Source organism: Exiguobacterium sp. B2(2022) (assembly GCF_028823655.1).
Classification (GTDB): Bacteria; Bacillota; Bacilli; order Exiguobacteriales; family Exiguobacteriaceae; genus Exiguobacterium; species Exiguobacterium aestuarii_A.
Map to the genome: position 1 here is coordinate 1 of NZ_JAPEHX010000062.1, position 17,477 is coordinate 17,477.

Genomic DNA, 17,477 nt, shown 5'->3' on the forward strand with positions numbered 1-17,477 from the left:
TTCTACATGTTCGGGAAAGCACTCGACAACAATGGCGAAATGCCGCGTGTGCCGGTATATGCGATGGCGCTCGTCGGTGTCGTCGACGTATCTGCAGCGATTTTCGTTTTATAATACGATTCCGCTCTGACTTCGGTCAGGGCGGTTTTTTATTTGATGATTTGGATATGGTAGACTTTGGATAGTGAAAGCGGGGGAGAGTATATGAAAAAATGGTTGTTCTTCGGTTTTATTGTGTTGATTGTAACTTGGGCCTGGTTGACACCGATATATACGACTAGTCCAGATATGGATGACTTTGTGAGCTGGTTCGAGGAAACGTATTCGGTACAATGTGAAGATGAGAGCTGTGACTCATTTACGCTTGGGAATCAGACAAATACATATGTGAATGAAGAAGGGTATATGAAACAGTCCAGTGGCTTTTCCACTTTCGACATGGAGGTCAGGCGATTATACCGAAGTGTCGAAGAACCAGAACGAGTCGGGAAGATTGAAGTGAGATGGAATCAAGATTCATTCGAGATTACGGAAGAGACGGGTATCTTTGTTTCTTCGCCTTAGGAGACTTGAAGCATGCTGATGATTACTCAGGATATAAAGGAGAAGCGCTATGAGGCGCTCATCGATACTTTGCTTGAACACTGCACTCACTTTGCGTTCGTGGAAGACAGGCGCCGAATGAAGATCGAAGAAGAGCGCCTGGCGTATATGGATGTACTGACGGAAGAGATTCGTTGGGATTTGATGGAACGAACCATCGTAAGTGAATGGGAGACGACAAGACTATCTGGGGATACGGCGTATTTATATTCGTTCCATATGAATTATCGGACAGCACAGTTCCTAAAAGAGCATGGTGGCTCATTGTTCAGTTGGCTCAATCCAGAACTTCCAGAAGACTTGATGTTTTATAAGGGGGAGACGTGCGTGCTTGCGGTATGTTCCCATGAATCGTTCTTTGTCGTCGATGAAGCGTTGTGGGGGAAGATTCAATGAGATGAATGATTAAGGTCACCTCTTATACTATTATGGCAGTTTGTTGGGGAACGGTCTCCAGTCCGAATCTTTTCTGTCGCGTTCATTTGGTTTTCTGACAGAGTCAGAAAAAAGTCGTTCACTCGCACCAAATTGAATATAATTTTGTTGAGCCTGTCGAAGCGATACCGTATTCGCACCGCCTTCATAATCGGGATCGTCGAATTGAACCCCGTCATCTTTCCAAAAACAAATTCCACAAATATCGTATGTGCCTGGAGGTTCTTCTTCTAACGTCTGGTAGCCACAACATGGGCATGTGTATCTCAAGATCATCACCTCATTGTTTAGTATAGTGGATACAAGCAAAAAAGCGTCCGACCTTTTCTCAGGTCGAACGCTTTTTCTGTCATCACATAACCATCGAGATCAACGTCAAGATGGCGAGCCCACCTTGCGTCAGGATAATCTTCTTGTCACTCGTGATACTGCCATATAGGGCAACGAGAATAATATAAGTCAGAATCATAGTGACAATCTCGACCGAATTGGGGGAGACGTATAGCCCGTATAAGAGCCCGACCCCGATCAATCCGTTATACACTCCTTGATTTTTGAATAAAACCGATACCGAGTCTCTCGTCAGCTCGTCTTTCGGCATGCGAAAGACACGTGACGTCGAGGAAGAGGCTGTCGCAATCGTCTCTAAATAGAAGATATAGAAGAATTCGATGGCGACGAGTGTCCCGAGCACAAGGGTGAGCGTCGACATATTAGTTGACCGCTGCTACTTGTACGACCGGTTTCGCAGAAACGTAGTTCGCGACGTTTTGTGCGAAGTTGATGAGGGCCGGGTTTTGGTTGTGTTGCTCGAGAGCAGCTTGGTCTTCCCAATTCTCGATCATGACGAAACGGTTCTCGACAGACGTTGACTCATATAGGTCATATCCGACGCAGCCCGCTTCTTGTTTTGATGAGTCGATTAAGACTTGGATGTCACGCAAGAAGTTCTCGCGTTGTGATGCTTGGATATCGAATGTGGCGTTGACTAAGATCATGGTTGATTCCTCCGATTGTGTGGTGAATTATTTGAACGATGTGACCGTTTGAGCGTCAAGACGAACTGATTCGTAACCTTCTTCTGCCGCTTTCCCGACAGACAAGATCATGACAGGAACGTAACGGTCTTTGTCGAGACCGAACGCTTCAGCGAGTTGGTCTTTCTCGAAACCACCGATTGGGTTCGTGTCATAGCCGTGTGCACGTGCTGTGAGCATGAATTGCATCGCAGCGAGACTCGCATCGATCTTCACGATGTCGTTCATCTCTTGTTTCGAGAGGTTTTTGTAGTAAGGGATGATTGCGCCGAGCTGTTGGTCACGAACTTCTTGTGGCATTTTGCCTTCTGCGACCGCTTGATCGTAGATTTGTTCGCCGTACTCGTAGCACTCCATGTCTCCAAAGATGAGGAGCATCGCAGAAGACGTGTCGTTTTGACGTGTGTTGAAGCGGATGAGCGGCTTGAGCGTCTCTTTCGCTTCTGGGCTTTCGACGACGACGAAGCGCCATGGCTGCATGTTGACCGATGATGGAGCAGTCGTTGCTTCCTGAATCATCTCGAGCATCTCTTCTTGTGAGATTTTCACGTTCTCGTCATAGACACGGATTGATTTACGACCGAACATAACGTCTTTGAATGTGTTGTTTTCGAATGTAGTTGCCATTGGTGAATTCCTTCTTTCTCTGTTTAGGTGTGACTGTTCAATTTTTGAAGCAGTCCGGATAAGTGTTGAATCTCTTCAGCGGACAAGGCTTGTAAGACGAGGTGGTTGGCCTGTTCGTCTCGCTCGCAATCCCTTAGGTCTTGCTCTGCTTTCTCTGTCACACGGACGAACATCTCGCGATGGTTCTCCGCATTCCGCTCTCTGACGACATATCCTTTCTCTTCAAGGATTTTCAAATGTCGGGTGATGGCGGCATTGTCAATTTTCATTTCTTCTTTAATCACGCGTTGCGAACAAACGCCTCGTTCTTTGACGACTTGTAACATCTCGTAGCGGGTCAGGCTGAATCCTGTCTCCCGTTCGAACGACGATGCGACGTTTTGTTCCGCCAACTTGATTTGGTAAAGTAATCGGCTGATTTCACGTAGGTCCATTGCGTCCCACCTTTCTCAATTGACTTATCAATAGTTGACTTGTCAAACGATACAAGACGACACCGAAATTATCGTGTCGTCTCGTCTTCGATGGGAGTGCCATCAAAATGATATTCTGTCATGAACGTCGTCTCGTCGAATCCGTATAGACGGTCGTAGGCGTTCAAATCCTCAATCGTCCGCACGTCGAGGAATGAAGGGTCGATGGCAGACGCTTCGCGCGTGAACATCATGTACCGTTCCGTATAGTCGTCATTGCCACCCGGCTTCCCGTCGAACGAGAAATGGATCGAGTAGACGTCAGGCTCGATGTCACGCATGACGTCGAGGATGCGCTGTTTTTGTTCGTCCGTGTTGTTCCAGTCTTCATGAAACATGATCGAGACGTCGAGATACGTTTCCGGATTCGTTTCATAGATAGAAGTCGGGGTCGGGCTGACGTTCGCTTGTGTTTCCTCGGACACACCGATCGGCACCTCCGCACGGACGGTCTCTTCCTCTTTTAATATTCCTTGCGATACGAGCCGCTCGTGAATCGTTCGCTCCGCCTCACGTTCCCAATACGTCTCGAGCACGTTATCATGGATGGAGCCGTCGCCATACGTCTCGAGAAAATAAGTACCGGCGAACGGTTCTTTCGTCAATGTGACTTCCCCGACATAACCGCCCATCTTCCAATCATGTGACAGTTCGATATCGGGTTGTTCCTGATACGTATCTTTTACATAAGTACTGTATGCATCTCGCGCCTCGGATTTCTCAATCGTCGTATATACGAAAAACCCGCCAGCGAGAAGCCCGCCGACAATGCCTGCCACGATTCGTTTTTTCATCATTTCGTCACCTCTTTCCCAATGTACCTCATATGTCGAGGAGAAACCTCGGTCCAAAGTCTTATTCAAATCATTTCCATTTCCCTGTAAACTGAAAGTGCCCTCGAAATACTATTGCAATTACGTGTACTAATACATATAATACACTTAAAGAGTGACATTGACTATGAGAGGGTGTGACCCATGTTATACAAAATTGATATGAAGAGTTCAGAACCGCTTTACGAACAAATCGTCAATCAAACGAAAGAACTCGTCATCCGCGGCATCTTACGTCCGGGAGACAAGGTGATGTCTGTACGCGAACTTGCCACCGACCTCGTCATCAATCCAAATACGGTCAGTAAGGCGTATCAGGAGTTGGAGCGACTCGGCCTCCTCGAGATGCGGCGCGGGCGCGGGACGTTCGTCTCCGAAGACTGGGTAGACGACGATGCATCAAGAGAACCGGTCATCGCATCGATCAAGAAGATCGCGATTGATTGCCATTATGCGAATGTGCCATTAGAAGAAGCCATCGACGTATTGCGGACCGAATATGAGAAAGTAGGGGAAGCCAATGCTGAAAGTTGAGCAATTGAGTAAACAAATCGACCGCCAGACGATTTTGGACGGAATTGACTTTACCGTCGAATCAGGAGAAATCGTTGCGCTCGTCGGGCGTAACGGTGCCGGCAAGACGACACTTCTCCGGACAATGGTCGGAATCATCCGCCCCGATCAGGGAGACGTGTTATATGGAACGAAAAGTATCTTTAAAGACGCAGGATTGAAGCGGGACGTCATCTTCGTACCGGATTCGGCGGATGCACTCAAACACTACACGGTGAACGAAGCGACGGACTTGTACGAGTCGATCTATCCATCGTTCAATCGGTCCGCCTTCCGTGAGACGTTGACGCGCTACAATATCGACAATAAAAAAATTCGCCAACTCTCAAAAGGGCAAAAGGCGCTCGTCACGTTATCGCTCGCTTTCGCCGTCCAAGCGAAATACTATCTGCTCGACGAACCGACGGACGGTCTAGACGTCGTCGCCAAGTCAGACGTGTTGAAACTCATGATTGCCCAAGTCGAGAAACGGAACTGCTCGATCATCGTCTCGAGCCACCAGTTGCACGAACTTGAACGAATCGCCGACCGCATCATCATGATCGAGAAAGGGCGCGTCAAAGCGATCATGTCGCTCGAAGAGGCGCGTGCCCTCAGCATCAAGTGGCAAGTCGTCTTCAACGATCATGTCCCCGTCGAGTTGCTCGAACGAAAAGATATCGAAATCATTAGTGTGACAGGACGTGTCGTGCTGTTCATGGCGAAAGAACGGACGGAGGAGCTCGAGACGTTCATCGATTCATACAATCCGATGCTCATCGAAGAGATCCCGATGTCTCTCGAAGACGTGTTCCGTATCCAGTTAGGAGGAGAAGCCCATGCCGTCTAAAGTGTTGTTGAAGAAAGATTGGAAACAAGTGTCGCTGCTTTGGATCTTGCTCGTCTTCTTAGGGATCGTCGCTTTCACGGTGCCGGTATGGACGGATATGTATGCGTACGAACAACAGATTCTTGAAATTAAACAAAACCCGAGCGACTTCCCGGATATCGTGACAGGTGATGTGAACGAGATGGTGCCGGAAGACTTCTTCGGGGATGGATCTGGATACGGATACCTCGGAGGTCTGAACGGACTCATTCCGTCAGGCGGTGTCATTTTCTTGTTTGTCATCTTCGGTGCCCTCATGGCGTCCGTGTTGATCGGAAGTGAACGCAATAGCCAAATGTCCGATTTCACGATGTCGTTACCGTACACGCGTACCCAGCTATACATATCGAAATGGGTGCTCGGTGCGACAGGAATTGTAACATCGACCTTGATTGGTGGGACGTTGATGTTCCTCATCATCCGCTTCTCCGATTACTCCTTCTTGATGGAAGGAAAAGAGTTCAAGGTGATCGCGATGATTCTATTCTTGATGCTATCCGGAATTTCGTTCTTCTCGCTCTCGTTATGGATGGGATCGTTTGGCGGAGAGTCCATCTCACAAGTCATCTGGACGTTTGTCGCGCTCATCTTTCCGATGGGGATTTTACTCCTCGTCCAAGGTTCACTCTATGCGTTTTTCCCAGATCGACTCTTCTTGTTCGTTGAAGAAGCGTTCGAGAGTATCCCGATGCGAATTTTGTCACCGCTAAACAATATTTTCAATGTCGATATGTATTCAGTGTATACGGATCAGTCGGTGTGGAATGACTTTATCACGTATGCCCCGATTCTTGCGATTGCGAACATCGTGCTCACATTCGGTCTCGGGTTGTGGATGTTCAAGGAAGCACCACAAGAGAACAACGGACGCTTCTTCATGTTCTCGAGCTGGTTGTGGCTCATCCATATCGTCATCGTCATTTGTTTCGCGATGTTAGGTGGCGTATTGTTCTCGGTCATCTCATACCCGCAAAACATGATCTTGTATGTGATTGGCTTTGTAATCGGTGCCTTTTTGGCGCACTTACTCGCCAAACGCTTGCTCTACCGCTTCAACTTGAAACTCAAATCGTAAGGAGGGACACCTATGAAACGCTTCTGTCTGTTGCTCGTTCTCGCCATCACATTGGCAGGTTGCACGAATCCGGAACCGAACGCCTTTGAATACAGAGGGTCGAAAGTCGGGGACAATGCCGCCGTCGTCGGGATTGCCGGGAGCTTGCCGCTACACGAATGCTATCAATCGGTCGAGTTGCAGACGAAGAAGCGTCCTTATGGGTTGACCGTCCGTTATGAAGATCCCGGAATGGAGCGAGCGGAGCAAGAGCGTCTTGCGATTCGGAATGCGGCTACTTACTTCACGCTCATTTCGAATGCGGAGATCGTCCGCTTCGCCTTCCCGAACCGGACGTATGCCTTCTCTCGGCCAGAGATGGAGGCGTGGTTCGGAACGGATTTCTCGAACATCCGTCACGAGAATGAGTTACAACAATTAATGAATCAGAAGTTGGAACAGCTGGATTCAAAAGATTCCTATTTTAGGCGGGTATGACAGCGATTGGATGACAAATCCAATCGCCTTTTCTTAGCATTATAATAGAGTTAACTGAATGAGTATTCATTTCCAAGGAGGAACAGCGATGAACAAACCGTGGTTACAAGATTATCCAGAAGGTATGCCCCAGTCGATTGATTACGAGGTAAAGCCGCTCTATGAGGCATTGTCTCGCGCAGCAAAGGATTATCCGAATCGTACGGCCGTCTCCTTTATCGGGAAAGAGTGGACTTTCGCGGAGATCGATGATGCCGCACGTCGACTCGCCACGATGCTCCAAGCGAAAGGACTTGAAAAAGGGGACCGCGTCAGCCTCATGCTCCCGAACTGTCCTCAATACGTCATCTCGTTCTATGCCGTGCTCTATGCAGGAGGGACCGTCGTCCAGACGAACCCGCTTTATACGGAGCGGGAGCTTGATAACCTCATCACGGATGCGGGCGTCAAAATTGTCATCACCCTCGACTTGCTCTATCCGAAAACGCTTCGCGTCAGTGAGAAGACGGAGATCCAAACCGTGATCACGACAAGTATCGCCGATTACTTACCGTTCCCGAAAAACAAGCTGTATCCGATCAAAGTGAAACGAGAAAATAATATTGTCATCGACACGACCGGCTCGACGCCGTTTAAAGACTACAAAGACTTTAATCCGGTCACGCCGCTCGACATCGATCCAAAAGAAGACGTCGCGGTTCTTCAATATACAGGAGGGACGACGGGACTTCCGAAAGGCGTCATGTTGACGCACTTCAACTTGACGGCGAATGCGGATCAAATCACGAACTTATTCTATAAGTATAATCGCGGGGACGAGAAGCGCGTCTTGTGTGTCGTTCCGTTCTTCCACGTCTACGGGATGTCGTGCTGTCTGAACTTCGGGATCACGAACGGATATGAGCTCGTGCTCGTGCCGCGCTTCGAAGTGACGGATGTCCTGAAGACGATTCAAAAGAAAAAGCCGCACTTCTTCCCAGGAGCTCCGACGATGTACGTCGGAATCTTGAACGACCCGAAACTGAAAAAATACGACTTGTCATCGATTGAAGCGTGTATCTCTGGTTCGGCACCGCTTCCGATTGAGGTGCAAGAGGAGTTCGAGAAGATCACAGGCGGTCGCATCGTCGAAGGATATGGTTTGTCTGAGACATCTCCAGTTACGCACGCAAACTTCTTATGGGATAAGCGAATCGTCGGCTCAATCGGTGCGCCGCTGTCGGATACTTCTGCTAAAATAGTAAAAGCAGACGGAGAGACGGAAGCAGATATCGGCGAGATCGGTGAAATCATGCTGAGCGGTCCACAAGTCATGAAAGGCTATTGGCAAAAACCGGAGGAGACGGCAGCCGTCTTGAAAGATGGATGGCTCGCGACGGGTGACCTCGGTTATATGGGTGAGGACGGATTCTTCTATATTGTCGACCGGAAGAAAGATATGATCATCGCCGGTGGATTCAACGTCTATCCACGTGAAATCGAAGAAGTGCTCTACGAACATCCGGCCGTCAAGGAAGCGGTCTGTATCGGTGTTCCTGACCCGTATCGTGGTGAGACGGTCAAAGCGTTCATCGTCCTTCGTGACGGGTCGAGCGTGACCGAAGAAGAGCTCGACAAGCATTGTCGTGAGAAGCTCGCGGCTTATAAAGTGCCGAAGCTGTACGAGTTCCGTGACGAGTTGCCGAAGACGTTCGTCGGTAAGATTTTACGCCGTGTTCTCGTCGACGAAGAGAAGGCGAAACAAGTGAAACAAAGCAGTTGACACCAAGCGTATGCATGATAGAATAATAAATGAATGAACCATCATTCATTTTTCTGCAGCGGTAAGGAGCTTGGGGTTAATGACAAATCATATTTCGAAAAGTGACCGAATCATTGATGCGGCGGTCAAAGTAATTGCCAATCACGGCTATCACGGTGCAAAGGTGACAGCCATCGCCAAAGAGGCGGGTGTTGCGGACGGCACGATCTATTTGTACTTCAAAAACAAGGAGCATCTCTTGATCGAGTTGTTCCAAGCGAAGATGGGGCTGTTCATCGACTACTCGAAACAACAAATCGGGAACGAGACGACAGCCGGAGATCAGTTGTATCAGTTGATCGAATCACATTTAAAACAACTGTCGGCCGATTACGACCTTGCCGTCGTGACACAAATCGAACTGCGACAGTCGAACTTGGTGCTTCGCCAAAAAATCGGAGAAGTGCTCAAACCATATTTGAATTTGATCGATTCGGTCGTCAAACACGGAATCGAGACAGGAGAGTTCGACAAGGATCTAGATTATCGACTCGCCCGTCAGATGATTTTCGGCACAATCGATGAGGTTGTGACGAGCTGGATGGCGAGCGGCTTCAAGTATGACTTGATGTCGACGCTTCCGAATGTGCACCATATGTTAAAGAAGGGGCTTACTTAACAGTGAGCCCTATCACTAGCTCAAAAAATGAATGCTGATTCATGAATGATGGGAAAGAATTGACTAAAGGGGGATCAACCATGAATATTTTTGTTTTGCTGAAACGTACGTTTGATACTGAGGAAGCGATTCAGCTCGAGAATGGGGAAATTCAAGAAGACGGCGCTGAGTTCATCATCAACCCGTATGACGAATATGCGGTCGAAGAAGCGATTCAAAAACGTGACGCACTCGGGGGAGAGGTCACGGTCGTCACGGTAGGACCAGAAGACGCGGACAAAGAGCTTCGGACAGCGCTCGCCATGGGAGCGGACAAAGCTGTTCGGATCTCGATCGAGGACGATGTCGAAGATGCGGACCACGTCACGATTTCAAAAGTACTCGCCACATACTTGAAAGAACAAGACGCAGACCTCATCTTTGCAGGGAACGTTGCAATCGATGGCGGTAGCGGACAAGTCGCACCACGTGTCGCAGAACTTCTCGACATGAATTACGTGACAACAATCACGGCTCTTGAAATCGACGGCACGACGGCTACGGTCACACGTGACGTCGAAGGGGATACAGAAGTCATCGAAGTTGCACTCCCACTTCTCGTGACGGCGCAACAAGGGTTGAACGAACCACGTTACCCGAGCTTGCCTGGGATCATGAAAGCGAAGAAGAAACCACTCGAAGAACTTGAACTCATGGACATCGATCTCGATGAAGATGAAATCGAAGCGAAAATCGAGACGATCGAACGATTCTTACCAGAAGAGAAGAAAGCCGGCCGTATCCTTGAAGGCGACATGTCGACACAAGTGAGCGAGCTCGTACAACTTCTTCGCACGGAAGCGAAAGTCATTTAAGGGGGAGATCATAGATGAAAGCTTTAGTACTCGCAGAAGCGCGTGAAGGCGCGTTACGTAACGTATCATTCGAAGCCATCGCTGCGGCGAAGCAATTGACAGACGATGTGACGGCAGTCGTGATTGGGGATCACGTGCAATCACTCGCGCAAGAACTTGGGGAGTATGGCGCAAGCCGTGTCCTCGTCGTTGAAGACGATCGCCTCAAACACTATACGCCAGACGGCTACGGGCAAGTGCTCCGTCAGTTGATTGAGCAAGAAAGTCCGGACATGATCGTCCTCGGACACACAGCACTCGGGAAAGACATCGCACCGAAACTCGCGGCACGTCTCGATGCTGGACTCATCAGTGACGTCGTCTCTATCGAAGGAACAGGTCGTGACGCTGAATTCGTTCGCCCAATCTACTCAGGCAAGGCGTTCGAGAAAGTGAAGTTCAAAGACTCGGTCATGTTCTTCACAATTCGTCCGAACAACATCGACGCACTTGCGCGTCAAGCAGGTGCAAGCGTCTCAGTTGAAACGCCAGCAGTTGAATTGAAAGACCTCGCGATGATCGTCAAAGAAGTCGTTCGTAAGGCGACAGGGAAAGTCGACTTGGCGGAAGCGAAAGTTATCGTCGCAGGCGGACGTGGCGTGAAGAGCGAAGACGGCTTCAAACCACTTGAAGAGTTGGCTGAACTTCTCGGAGGAGCGGTCGGTGCTTCACGTGGAGCATGTGACGCCGACTACTGCGACTATGCGCTTCAAATCGGACAAACGGGTAAAGTCGTCACACCAGACCTTTATATCGCGTGCGGAATCTCTGGGGCAATCCAACACTTGGCAGGGATGAGTAACGCGAAGGTCATCGTCGCGATCAACAAGGATCCGGAAGCGAACATCTTCAGCGTGGCAGACTATGGCATCGTTGGTGACCTATTCGATGTCGTTCCAATGTTGACAGAAGAGTTCCGCAAGCACCTCGTCAATAGCTAATAAGCAAAACGTTTTGGGGTTGTTACCCTCCGTGGTATACTCTGAACATGAATTGCATGAGAGTTCTACATCAGGACTCTCTCATCTTATTGGGGAGGTTTTTACAAATGGCTATTAAACACGCAACGACTCAATCGTTTGAACAAGATGTAAAAGAGGGCGTAGTCCTCGTTGATTTCTGGGCAACTTGGTGTGGACCATGTCGCATGATTGCGCCAGTTCTCGAAGAACTCGATCAAGAAATGGGTGACCAAGTCCAAATCGTGAAACTCGACGTCGACGAAAACCCTGAAGTCGCAGGTGCTTTCCAAATCCAAAGTATCCCGACACTCATGATGTTCAAAGATGGCGAGCCTGTTTCGAAAACAATGGGCTTCCAACCAAAAGAAGCATTGAAAGAGTTTATCGCAACAGCACAATAATTGCGTAGCAGCCGACCTGTATCGGCTGCTTTTTTGTTTTGTCGAACGGAAAAGAAGGAAAAGGACAGGCAAGCGTGGAATAGGTTGAGTTATTCCACACCCCCTCATTCACGTAAAAATCCGATACATATCGTCTGATTTCAAAATTTTTTTTGAAGAAATTCCGTCGGCTTCCTTCATATTTAAAAGATTCGGAATTTTAGTGAGGGCGTGCGCGGACTGGAAGCTTTTATCATGGAAACAGACTGAAAATTTACGCTATACTCATGAGGAAGACATGATGGAGTCAAGTGACCTTACTTTACGGCTCAATCTATTGTACGACTCTGTTCGAAGGAGGAATTTTCTTGTCGCTGTTACATTTAGCTATTTTGTTGCCGCTTCTCGCGGCACCGTTCATCCCGTTCTTGTTTCGGGGGATGAAGCAAATTCATACAGGCTGGTTCGTCTTGATCGTACCGGTCGTGCTCGTCACCTACTTCGCCGGATTCATTCCGATCACGAGTGCAGGGGACGTCGTGACAGAGACGATTGCGTGGATGCCGTCCCTCGGGATTAACTTCACGGCATACGTTGACGGACTCAGTCTACTGTTCGCCCTCCTCATTACGGGGATCGGCGCACTCGTTGTCTTATATTCCATTTATTATTTGAATAAGGACAAGGAGTCACTCGGGCATTTCTATGTGTATCTCTTGATGTTCATGAGTGCGATGCTCGGGGTCGTTCTCTCGGACAACATGATTGTCATGTACATGTTCTGGGAGCTCACATCGATTTCATCATTCCTGTTGATTGGTTACTGGTATGAGAAAGAGCGTTCACGTTACGGCGCACAGAAGTCGATGCTTCTCACCGTATTCGGTGGATTGTCGATGCTCGGGGGGATCGTCTTACTCGAGTCGATGATTGGTTCGTACAGCATTCGTGATATGGTCGCGAACTCTGGCGTCATCGCCGAGAGCCCGTTCTTCCTTGTCGCGATGATTCTCATCTTGCTCGGGGCGTTCACGAAATCGGCGCAGTTCCCGTTCCACATCTGGTTACCTGACGCGATGGAAGCACCGACTCCGGTCAGTGCGTACCTCCACTCGGCAACGATGGTCAAGGCGGGTCTCTACCTCGTGGCCCGTATGAGCCCGGTGTTTCAAGAGTCATCGGTCTGGCTATGGACGATTGCCGGAGTCGGGATGTTCACGATGTTCTGGGGTTCGTTCAACGCCGTGAAGCAGACCGACTTGAAGGGAATCTTGGCATTCTCGACAGTCAGTCAGCTCGGGCTGATCATGTCACTCCTCGGTCTAGGTGCTGCTGCGCTCCACTATGACGGTATGGATGACAACATCTTTATGGTCGCGACGATTGCAGCAATCTTCCATTTGATCAACCACGCGACGTTCAAAGGCTCGCTCTTTATGATGGCCGGAATCGTCGACCACGAGACGGGCACACGTGACATTCGTAAGCTTGGCGGTCTGATGACGGTCATGCCGATCACGTTCACGATTGCCGTCATCGGTTCGTTATCGATGGCCGGTCTTCCGCCGTTTAATGGTTTCTTAAGTAAAGAGATGTTCTTGAAGGCGACGACGAAAGTCTTCTCGGCCGACTTCTTCGCACTCGATACGATTGGAATCTTACTTCCGGTCATCGCGTTCATCGGAAGTGTGTTCACGTTCATCTACAGCATCATGCTGTTCACACGGACATTCATGGGCAAGGCGAAGTTCGACCAATTGCCGAAGAAACCGCATGAGGCGCCGATCGGCATGTTGATTTCGCCGGCCATCCTCGCGCTTCTCGTTGTCGGTCTCGGGTTCTTCCCGAACGTCTTGTCGAACTCGCTCATCAAACCAGCCGTCGAGTCGATCTATCCGACACTCGTCGCACAAGGGCAAGAAGTCGATGTTCATATCTATTTCTGGCACGGTTTGACGCCAGAGTTGTTCATGACGATCGGGGTCGTCCTTCTCGGTTCGTTGCTATTCTGGAAAATGGGCAAATGGATGGGGATCTACAACCGCATCCCACACCGTTTGACGCTCAACGGGATGTACGATGGTACGCTCGTCTGGTCGAATAAGGCAGCATACCGCTTTAAAGACAACTACATGACTGGCTTCATCCGGTCGTACTTGATCTATATTTTCGTCTTCCTCTCAGGCATGATGCTCTTTAGCATCTGGTGGTTCGACATGTACCGATTCTCGTTCGAGAACTTGGCAGAGATTGCACCGTATGAATACGTGCTCGGCGCTGTCGTCATGCTTGCGGCGCTCGCGATTCTCTTCATGAAGTCGCGTCTCCCGTCCATCATCTTACTCGGGGTTGTCGGGTACGGCGTGGCACTGTTCTTCGTCTTCTTCGGTGCACCTGACTTGGCACTCACACAGCTCGTCATCGAGACGGTCTCGGTCGCCTTGTTCTTGCTCGTGTTCTATCACATGCCGGACATCAGCAAGAAGGAAGTACGGATGCGTTTCAAAGTCGGGAATGCCATCGTGGCCGTTCTCGTCGGGACGACCGTGACGCTACTAAGCTTCATGGCGCTCACGAACAAATCGCTCACTTCGATCTCCGAGTATTACAAAGAGAACGTGTATGAGCTTGCAGCAGGTAAAAACATGGTTAACGTCGTCCTCGTCGATTTCCGTGGATTTGATACTTTGTTTGAAATCGTCGTTCTCGGAATTGCGGCTTTCGGGATTTATACGATGATTAAATTTAGAACAACACGACGTACGAAAGGAGAAGGTGCACATGAAGCAAAACAGCAAACGCGTCAATGACGTCATTTTGCAGACGGCCGCGATTATCATTTTCTTCATCATCGTCATCTTCTCGATCGATTTGTTCTTTGCCGGTCACTATTCACCAGGTGGAGGCTTCATCGGTGGATTGATGACATCCGCGGCACTCGTCTTGTTGCTACTCGCATTTGATTCGAAGACGCTCGCGAACGTGCTTCCGATCGACTACCGTCTTATGACGGCAAGTGGATTGTTGATTGCACTCGCGACAGGTCTTCACTCGGTATTCTTGGGTCGTCCGTTCTTGACGCATGCTTACGGGAAGTTTGACTTACCACTTCTCGGTGAACAGACGCTCCATACGGCGATTGCGTTCGACTTAGGGGTCTATCTCGTAGTCATCGGAATCACCTTGACGATTATACAAACGATTGGAGAGAGTGAATAATGGAAATCTTCGTTAGCATCATTATCGGTGTCTTGACGATGTGTGCCGTCTATCTTGTTCTCTCAAGAAGTTTGTTACGCATCATCATCGGCACAGCCTTATTCAGTCACGCGGCACACCTTCTCGTCTTGACGACGGCAGGGTTGAAGACAGGGGCAGCCCCTGTCCTCGTCGACGGTGTGACTGAATTCACAGACCCGTTACCGCAAGCGCTCGTTCTTCCTCGTACTTGCCTACCGCACGTATCAGGAGCTCAGCACGGACAATATGGAAGAAATGAAAGGAACAGAATCGTATGATTAACTTACCGGTCTTTCCAATCGTCATTCCTGCGCTTGCGGCCATCATCATGATGTTCATGCCAAAACGGGTCCAGCTGCAGCGTGGGATGGCTCTTGGAGCTTTAGTTATTACGGCGATCGTGTCACTCTTCCTTGTGCACACGGTCTCCACGGAGGGGATTCAAACCCTCAACCTCGGGAACTGGCAAGCGCCGTTCGGGATCACGCTCGTATCGGATATGCTGTCAGCCCTGCTCGTGACGACGTCGACTCTCCTCACGCTCTTCATCGTGTGGTTCGCCGTCCATTACTTCTCAGACTCATATGAAGGCAACTACTTGTACATCTCGATGCTCTTCTTGCTCGTCGGAGTGAACGGTGCCTTCACGACAGGTGATATCTTCAACTTGTTCGTCTTCTTCGAGGTCTTCTTGATGTCTTCATACGTGTTGATTGTGCTCGGTGGACGTGGCGTCCAGTTACGTGAGTCCATCAAGTACTTGCTCGTGAACATCATCGCCTCGGCACTCTTCGTCATGTCGGTCGCCTTGCTCTATGGCGTCACAGGTACGCTCAACTTGGCAGACTTGGCGATGAAAATCCCGCTCGTCGATAACCCGGACGTCATCACCGTCATTGGTGTCCTGTTCGTCATCGTCTTCGGGATGAAAGGGGCACTCGTCCCACTTCACTACTGGCTCCCTGGAGCGTACGTGGTCGCACCGACTCCGATTCTTGCGATGTTCGGGGCTCTCTTGACGAAAGTCGGGGTCTACTCGATTTTACGGACGTACACGCTACTCTTTGACGGGAACGGTGAGTTTTTACAGACGTTCCTCATGGTGCTCGCTGTCCTCACGATCTTCATCGGGATGACAGGTGCCATCGCTTATAACGATGTGAAGCTGATCATCATCTACAACATCATGATTGCGGTCGGTGTCATTTTGTACGGGATCTCGGTCAACACGCAGACGTCCCTTGAAGGGTCGCTCTACTACTTGATTCACGATATGATCATCAAGGCAGTTCTCTTCATGCTCGTCGGGATGATGATTGGGATCACCAAATCCGGTCAATTGCGCGATATGGGTGGACTCATCACACGCTTCCCACTGTTCGGATGGACGTTCTTCGTCGCAGCGCTCTCGCTTGCAGGGATTCCGCCACTTAGTGGATTCTTCGGGAAGTTATTGATCGTATCAGGTGGGATGGACGAAGGAGAACTGTTCGGACCACTTCTCGTCCTCTTATCAAGTCTCTTCGTCCTCTACTCGGTCATGAAAATCTTCTTGAACGGATTCTGGGGAGAGGCGAAGCGTGAGTATGACGGACCACTCGTCCCATATACGAAACGTTTGATTGTACCGGTCTTCTTGTTGCTCATCATTGCGGTCGCATACGGATTTGGGGCAGAAGCCATCCATCCGTATATCACGCAAGCGATTGAGCCGCTCGTCAATCCAGAAATCTATATCGATGCCGTGATAAAGGAGTGAAACACAGATGGCTTATCAACTTTTGATTAACTTTTTCTTGGCGTTCATCTGGATGTTCCTCACGGGATCGTTCACAACGAGCGGATTCTTCGTCGGATATCTACTCGGATTGCTCATCTTGTTCATGATGCGCCGATTCTTCAAGTCAGGGGGAGGCAGCTTTTACTTCACACGCGTTTGGCGTCTGTTTAAATTGCTCCTCATCTTCATCCGGGAACTGTTCCTCGCGAACTTCGAGGTGTTACGTCTCGTCCTTAGTCCGAAGCTCAAGATTCAACCAGGAATCTTTCGGTATGAGACGTCTCTCGACAAAGGATGGAAAGTCAGCTTGCTCTCGATGCTGATCACGCTCACACCAGGGACGCTCGTCGTTCAGGTGTCAAAAGACAATTCCGTGCTCTATATCCATGCGCTCAACATGCCGGATAAGGAAGCCTTGCAAAAAGACATTTATGATAACTTTGAATCAAGCATTAAGGAGGCGACAGAGTGATGGATTTACTAGACATTCTCATCTACATCTCGCTCGCCATTCTCTTGCTTGCGATGTTGATGATGTTGTATCGCGTCGTCAAAGGACCGACGACGGCTGACCGAGTCATCGCGCTCGACTCCATCGGGATCGCGCTCATCTCGGTCGTCGCGTTACTGTCGATCCTGCTCGATACGACCCTATATTTTGAAGTCATCTTGCTACTCAGTATTTTGGCCTTCATCGGAACGGTGGCGTTCTCGAAATTCTTAGAGAGGGGAGAGATTATCCAACATGACCGCGACAATGATCTTTGATCTCATTACCGGCATCTTCACGATCATCGGCGT

Annotated in this window: 22 protein-coding genes and 1 pseudogene; 17 read left to right on the top strand and 6 right to left on the bottom strand. The window is 49.4% G+C overall.

Translation table 11 applies throughout. The features are described from left to right. Positions 1 to 204: 204 nt before the first annotated feature. Positions 205 to 564, top strand: a complete 360-nt coding sequence (locus ON063_RS12045; protein ID WP_274665295.1) for a hypothetical protein — start codon at positions 205 to 207, stop codon at positions 562 to 564. 12 nt (positions 565 to 576) lie between these two features. Further along, on the top strand, positions 577 to 999 hold the full coding sequence (locus tag ON063_RS12050; RefSeq protein ID WP_274665296.1) for a stage III sporulation protein AH: 423 nt from the start codon (positions 577 to 579) through the stop codon (positions 997 to 999). Positions 1,000 to 1,029: 30 nt separating this feature from the next. Here ON063_RS12050 and ON063_RS12055 read toward each other — a convergent pair whose 3' ends face one another. From ON063_RS12055 to ON063_RS12080, 6 genes are all read right to left on the bottom strand, one after another. Beyond that, positions 1,030 to 1,308: a CPCC family cysteine-rich protein gene (locus ON063_RS12055; protein ID WP_274665297.1), complete on the bottom strand. Its 279-nt coding sequence runs from the start codon at positions 1,306 to 1,308 to the stop codon at positions 1,030 to 1,032. A gap of 82 nt (positions 1,309 to 1,390) precedes the next feature. Continuing rightward, a complete protein-coding gene (locus ON063_RS12060) occupies positions 1,391 to 1,750 on the bottom strand; it encodes a DUF1304 domain-containing protein (protein ID WP_274665298.1) in 360 nt (119 codons plus the stop codon). 1 nt (position 1,751) lies between these two features. Then, complete coding sequence (locus ON063_RS12065; protein WP_274665299.1) at positions 1,752 to 2,036, bottom strand: putative quinol monooxygenase; 285 nt, start codon at positions 2,034 to 2,036, stop codon at positions 1,752 to 1,754. A gap of 27 nt (positions 2,037 to 2,063) precedes the next feature. After that, positions 2,064 to 2,702: a nitroreductase family protein gene (locus tag ON063_RS12070; protein ID WP_274665300.1), complete on the bottom strand. Its 639-nt coding sequence runs from the start codon at positions 2,700 to 2,702 to the stop codon at positions 2,064 to 2,066. Positions 2,703 to 2,725: 23 nt separating this feature from the next. Continuing rightward, a complete protein-coding gene (locus ON063_RS12075) occupies positions 2,726 to 3,136 on the bottom strand; it encodes a MarR family winged helix-turn-helix transcriptional regulator (RefSeq protein ID WP_214747880.1) in 411 nt (136 codons plus the stop codon). Positions 3,137 to 3,204: 68 nt separating this feature from the next. Next, complete coding sequence (locus ON063_RS12080; RefSeq protein ID WP_274665301.1) at positions 3,205 to 3,969, bottom strand: hypothetical protein; 765 nt, start codon at positions 3,967 to 3,969, stop codon at positions 3,205 to 3,207. Positions 3,970 to 4,152: 183 nt separating this feature from the next. Here ON063_RS12080 and ON063_RS12085 point away from each other — a divergent pair, with 183 nt between their 5' ends. The 15 genes and pseudogenes from ON063_RS12085 to ON063_RS12155 all read left to right on the top strand — a co-directional run bounded on the left by ON063_RS12085 (position 4,153) and on the right by ON063_RS12155 (position 17,444). Continuing rightward, positions 4,153 to 4,542 carry a GntR family transcriptional regulator gene (locus tag ON063_RS12085; protein WP_074032742.1) on the top strand — a complete coding sequence of 130 codons (390 nt, stop codon included), beginning with the start codon at positions 4,153 to 4,155 and terminating at the stop codon, positions 4,540 to 4,542. After that, complete coding sequence (locus ON063_RS12090) at positions 4,529 to 5,410, top strand: ABC transporter ATP-binding protein (RefSeq protein ID WP_274665302.1); 882 nt, start codon at positions 4,529 to 4,531, stop codon at positions 5,408 to 5,410. The genes ON063_RS12085 and ON063_RS12090 overlap by 14 nt, the downstream gene beginning before the upstream one ends. Next, positions 5,400 to 6,524 (top strand): ABC transporter permease subunit, encoded by a 1,125-nt coding sequence (locus ON063_RS12095; RefSeq protein ID WP_274665303.1) that lies wholly within the window; start codon positions 5,400 to 5,402, stop codon positions 6,522 to 6,524. Before ON063_RS12090 ends, ON063_RS12095 begins: the two co-directional genes overlap by 11 nt. 12 nt (positions 6,525 to 6,536) lie before the next feature. Beyond that, entirely contained in the window at positions 6,537 to 7,001 is a 465-nt protein-coding gene (locus ON063_RS12100) for a DUF4825 domain-containing protein (protein ID WP_274665304.1), read from the top strand. Positions 7,002 to 7,089: 88 nt separating this feature from the next. Further along, positions 7,090 to 8,763 (top strand): AMP-binding protein, encoded by a 1,674-nt coding sequence (locus ON063_RS12105; RefSeq protein WP_214785308.1) that lies wholly within the window; start codon positions 7,090 to 7,092, stop codon positions 8,761 to 8,763. Between the two features lie 79 nt (positions 8,764 to 8,842). Continuing rightward, entirely contained in the window at positions 8,843 to 9,421 is a 579-nt protein-coding gene (locus ON063_RS12110; RefSeq protein WP_214695232.1) for a TetR/AcrR family transcriptional regulator, read from the top strand. 80 nt (positions 9,422 to 9,501) lie between these two features. Beyond that, entirely contained in the window at positions 9,502 to 10,275 is a 774-nt protein-coding gene (locus ON063_RS12115) for an electron transfer flavoprotein subunit beta/FixA family protein (RefSeq protein WP_031421365.1), read from the top strand. Between the two features lie 14 nt (positions 10,276 to 10,289). Next, complete coding sequence (locus ON063_RS12120) at positions 10,290 to 11,255, top strand: electron transfer flavoprotein subunit alpha/FixB family protein (RefSeq protein WP_214695236.1); 966 nt, start codon at positions 10,290 to 10,292, stop codon at positions 11,253 to 11,255. A gap of 107 nt (positions 11,256 to 11,362) precedes the next feature. Next, positions 11,363 to 11,677, top strand: coding sequence for a thioredoxin (gene trxA / locus ON063_RS12125; RefSeq protein ID WP_015881090.1), 315 nt, complete (start codon positions 11,363 to 11,365; stop codon positions 11,675 to 11,677). A 347-nt stretch (positions 11,678 to 12,024) separates the two neighbouring features. After that, on the top strand, positions 12,025 to 14,466 hold the full coding sequence (locus ON063_RS12130) for a Na+/H+ antiporter subunit A (protein WP_274665305.1): 2,442 nt from the start codon (positions 12,025 to 12,027) through the stop codon (positions 14,464 to 14,466). Next, positions 14,438 to 14,875: a Na(+)/H(+) antiporter subunit B gene (locus tag ON063_RS12135; protein ID WP_214785305.1), complete on the top strand. Its 438-nt coding sequence runs from the start codon at positions 14,438 to 14,440 to the stop codon at positions 14,873 to 14,875. The genes ON063_RS12130 and ON063_RS12135 overlap by 29 nt, the downstream gene beginning before the upstream one ends. Further along, positions 14,875 to 15,178 (top strand): annotated as a pseudogene (locus tag ON063_RS12140) (NADH-quinone oxidoreductase subunit K). Before ON063_RS12135 ends, ON063_RS12140 begins: the two are co-directional and overlap by 1 nt. Next, a complete protein-coding gene (locus tag ON063_RS12145; RefSeq protein ID WP_274665306.1) occupies positions 15,171 to 16,655 on the top strand; it encodes a Na+/H+ antiporter subunit D in 1,485 nt (494 codons plus the stop codon). Before ON063_RS12140 ends, ON063_RS12145 begins: the two are co-directional and overlap by 8 nt. Before the next feature lie 7 nt (positions 16,656 to 16,662). Next, entirely contained in the window at positions 16,663 to 17,148 is a 486-nt protein-coding gene (locus ON063_RS12150) for a Na+/H+ antiporter subunit E (protein WP_214785303.1), read from the top strand. Beyond that, positions 17,148 to 17,444: a Na(+)/H(+) antiporter subunit F1 gene (locus tag ON063_RS12155; RefSeq protein WP_026826530.1), complete on the top strand. Its 297-nt coding sequence runs from the start codon at positions 17,148 to 17,150 to the stop codon at positions 17,442 to 17,444. Before ON063_RS12150 ends, ON063_RS12155 begins: the two co-directional genes overlap by 1 nt. Positions 17,445 to 17,477: the final 33 nt, after the last annotated feature.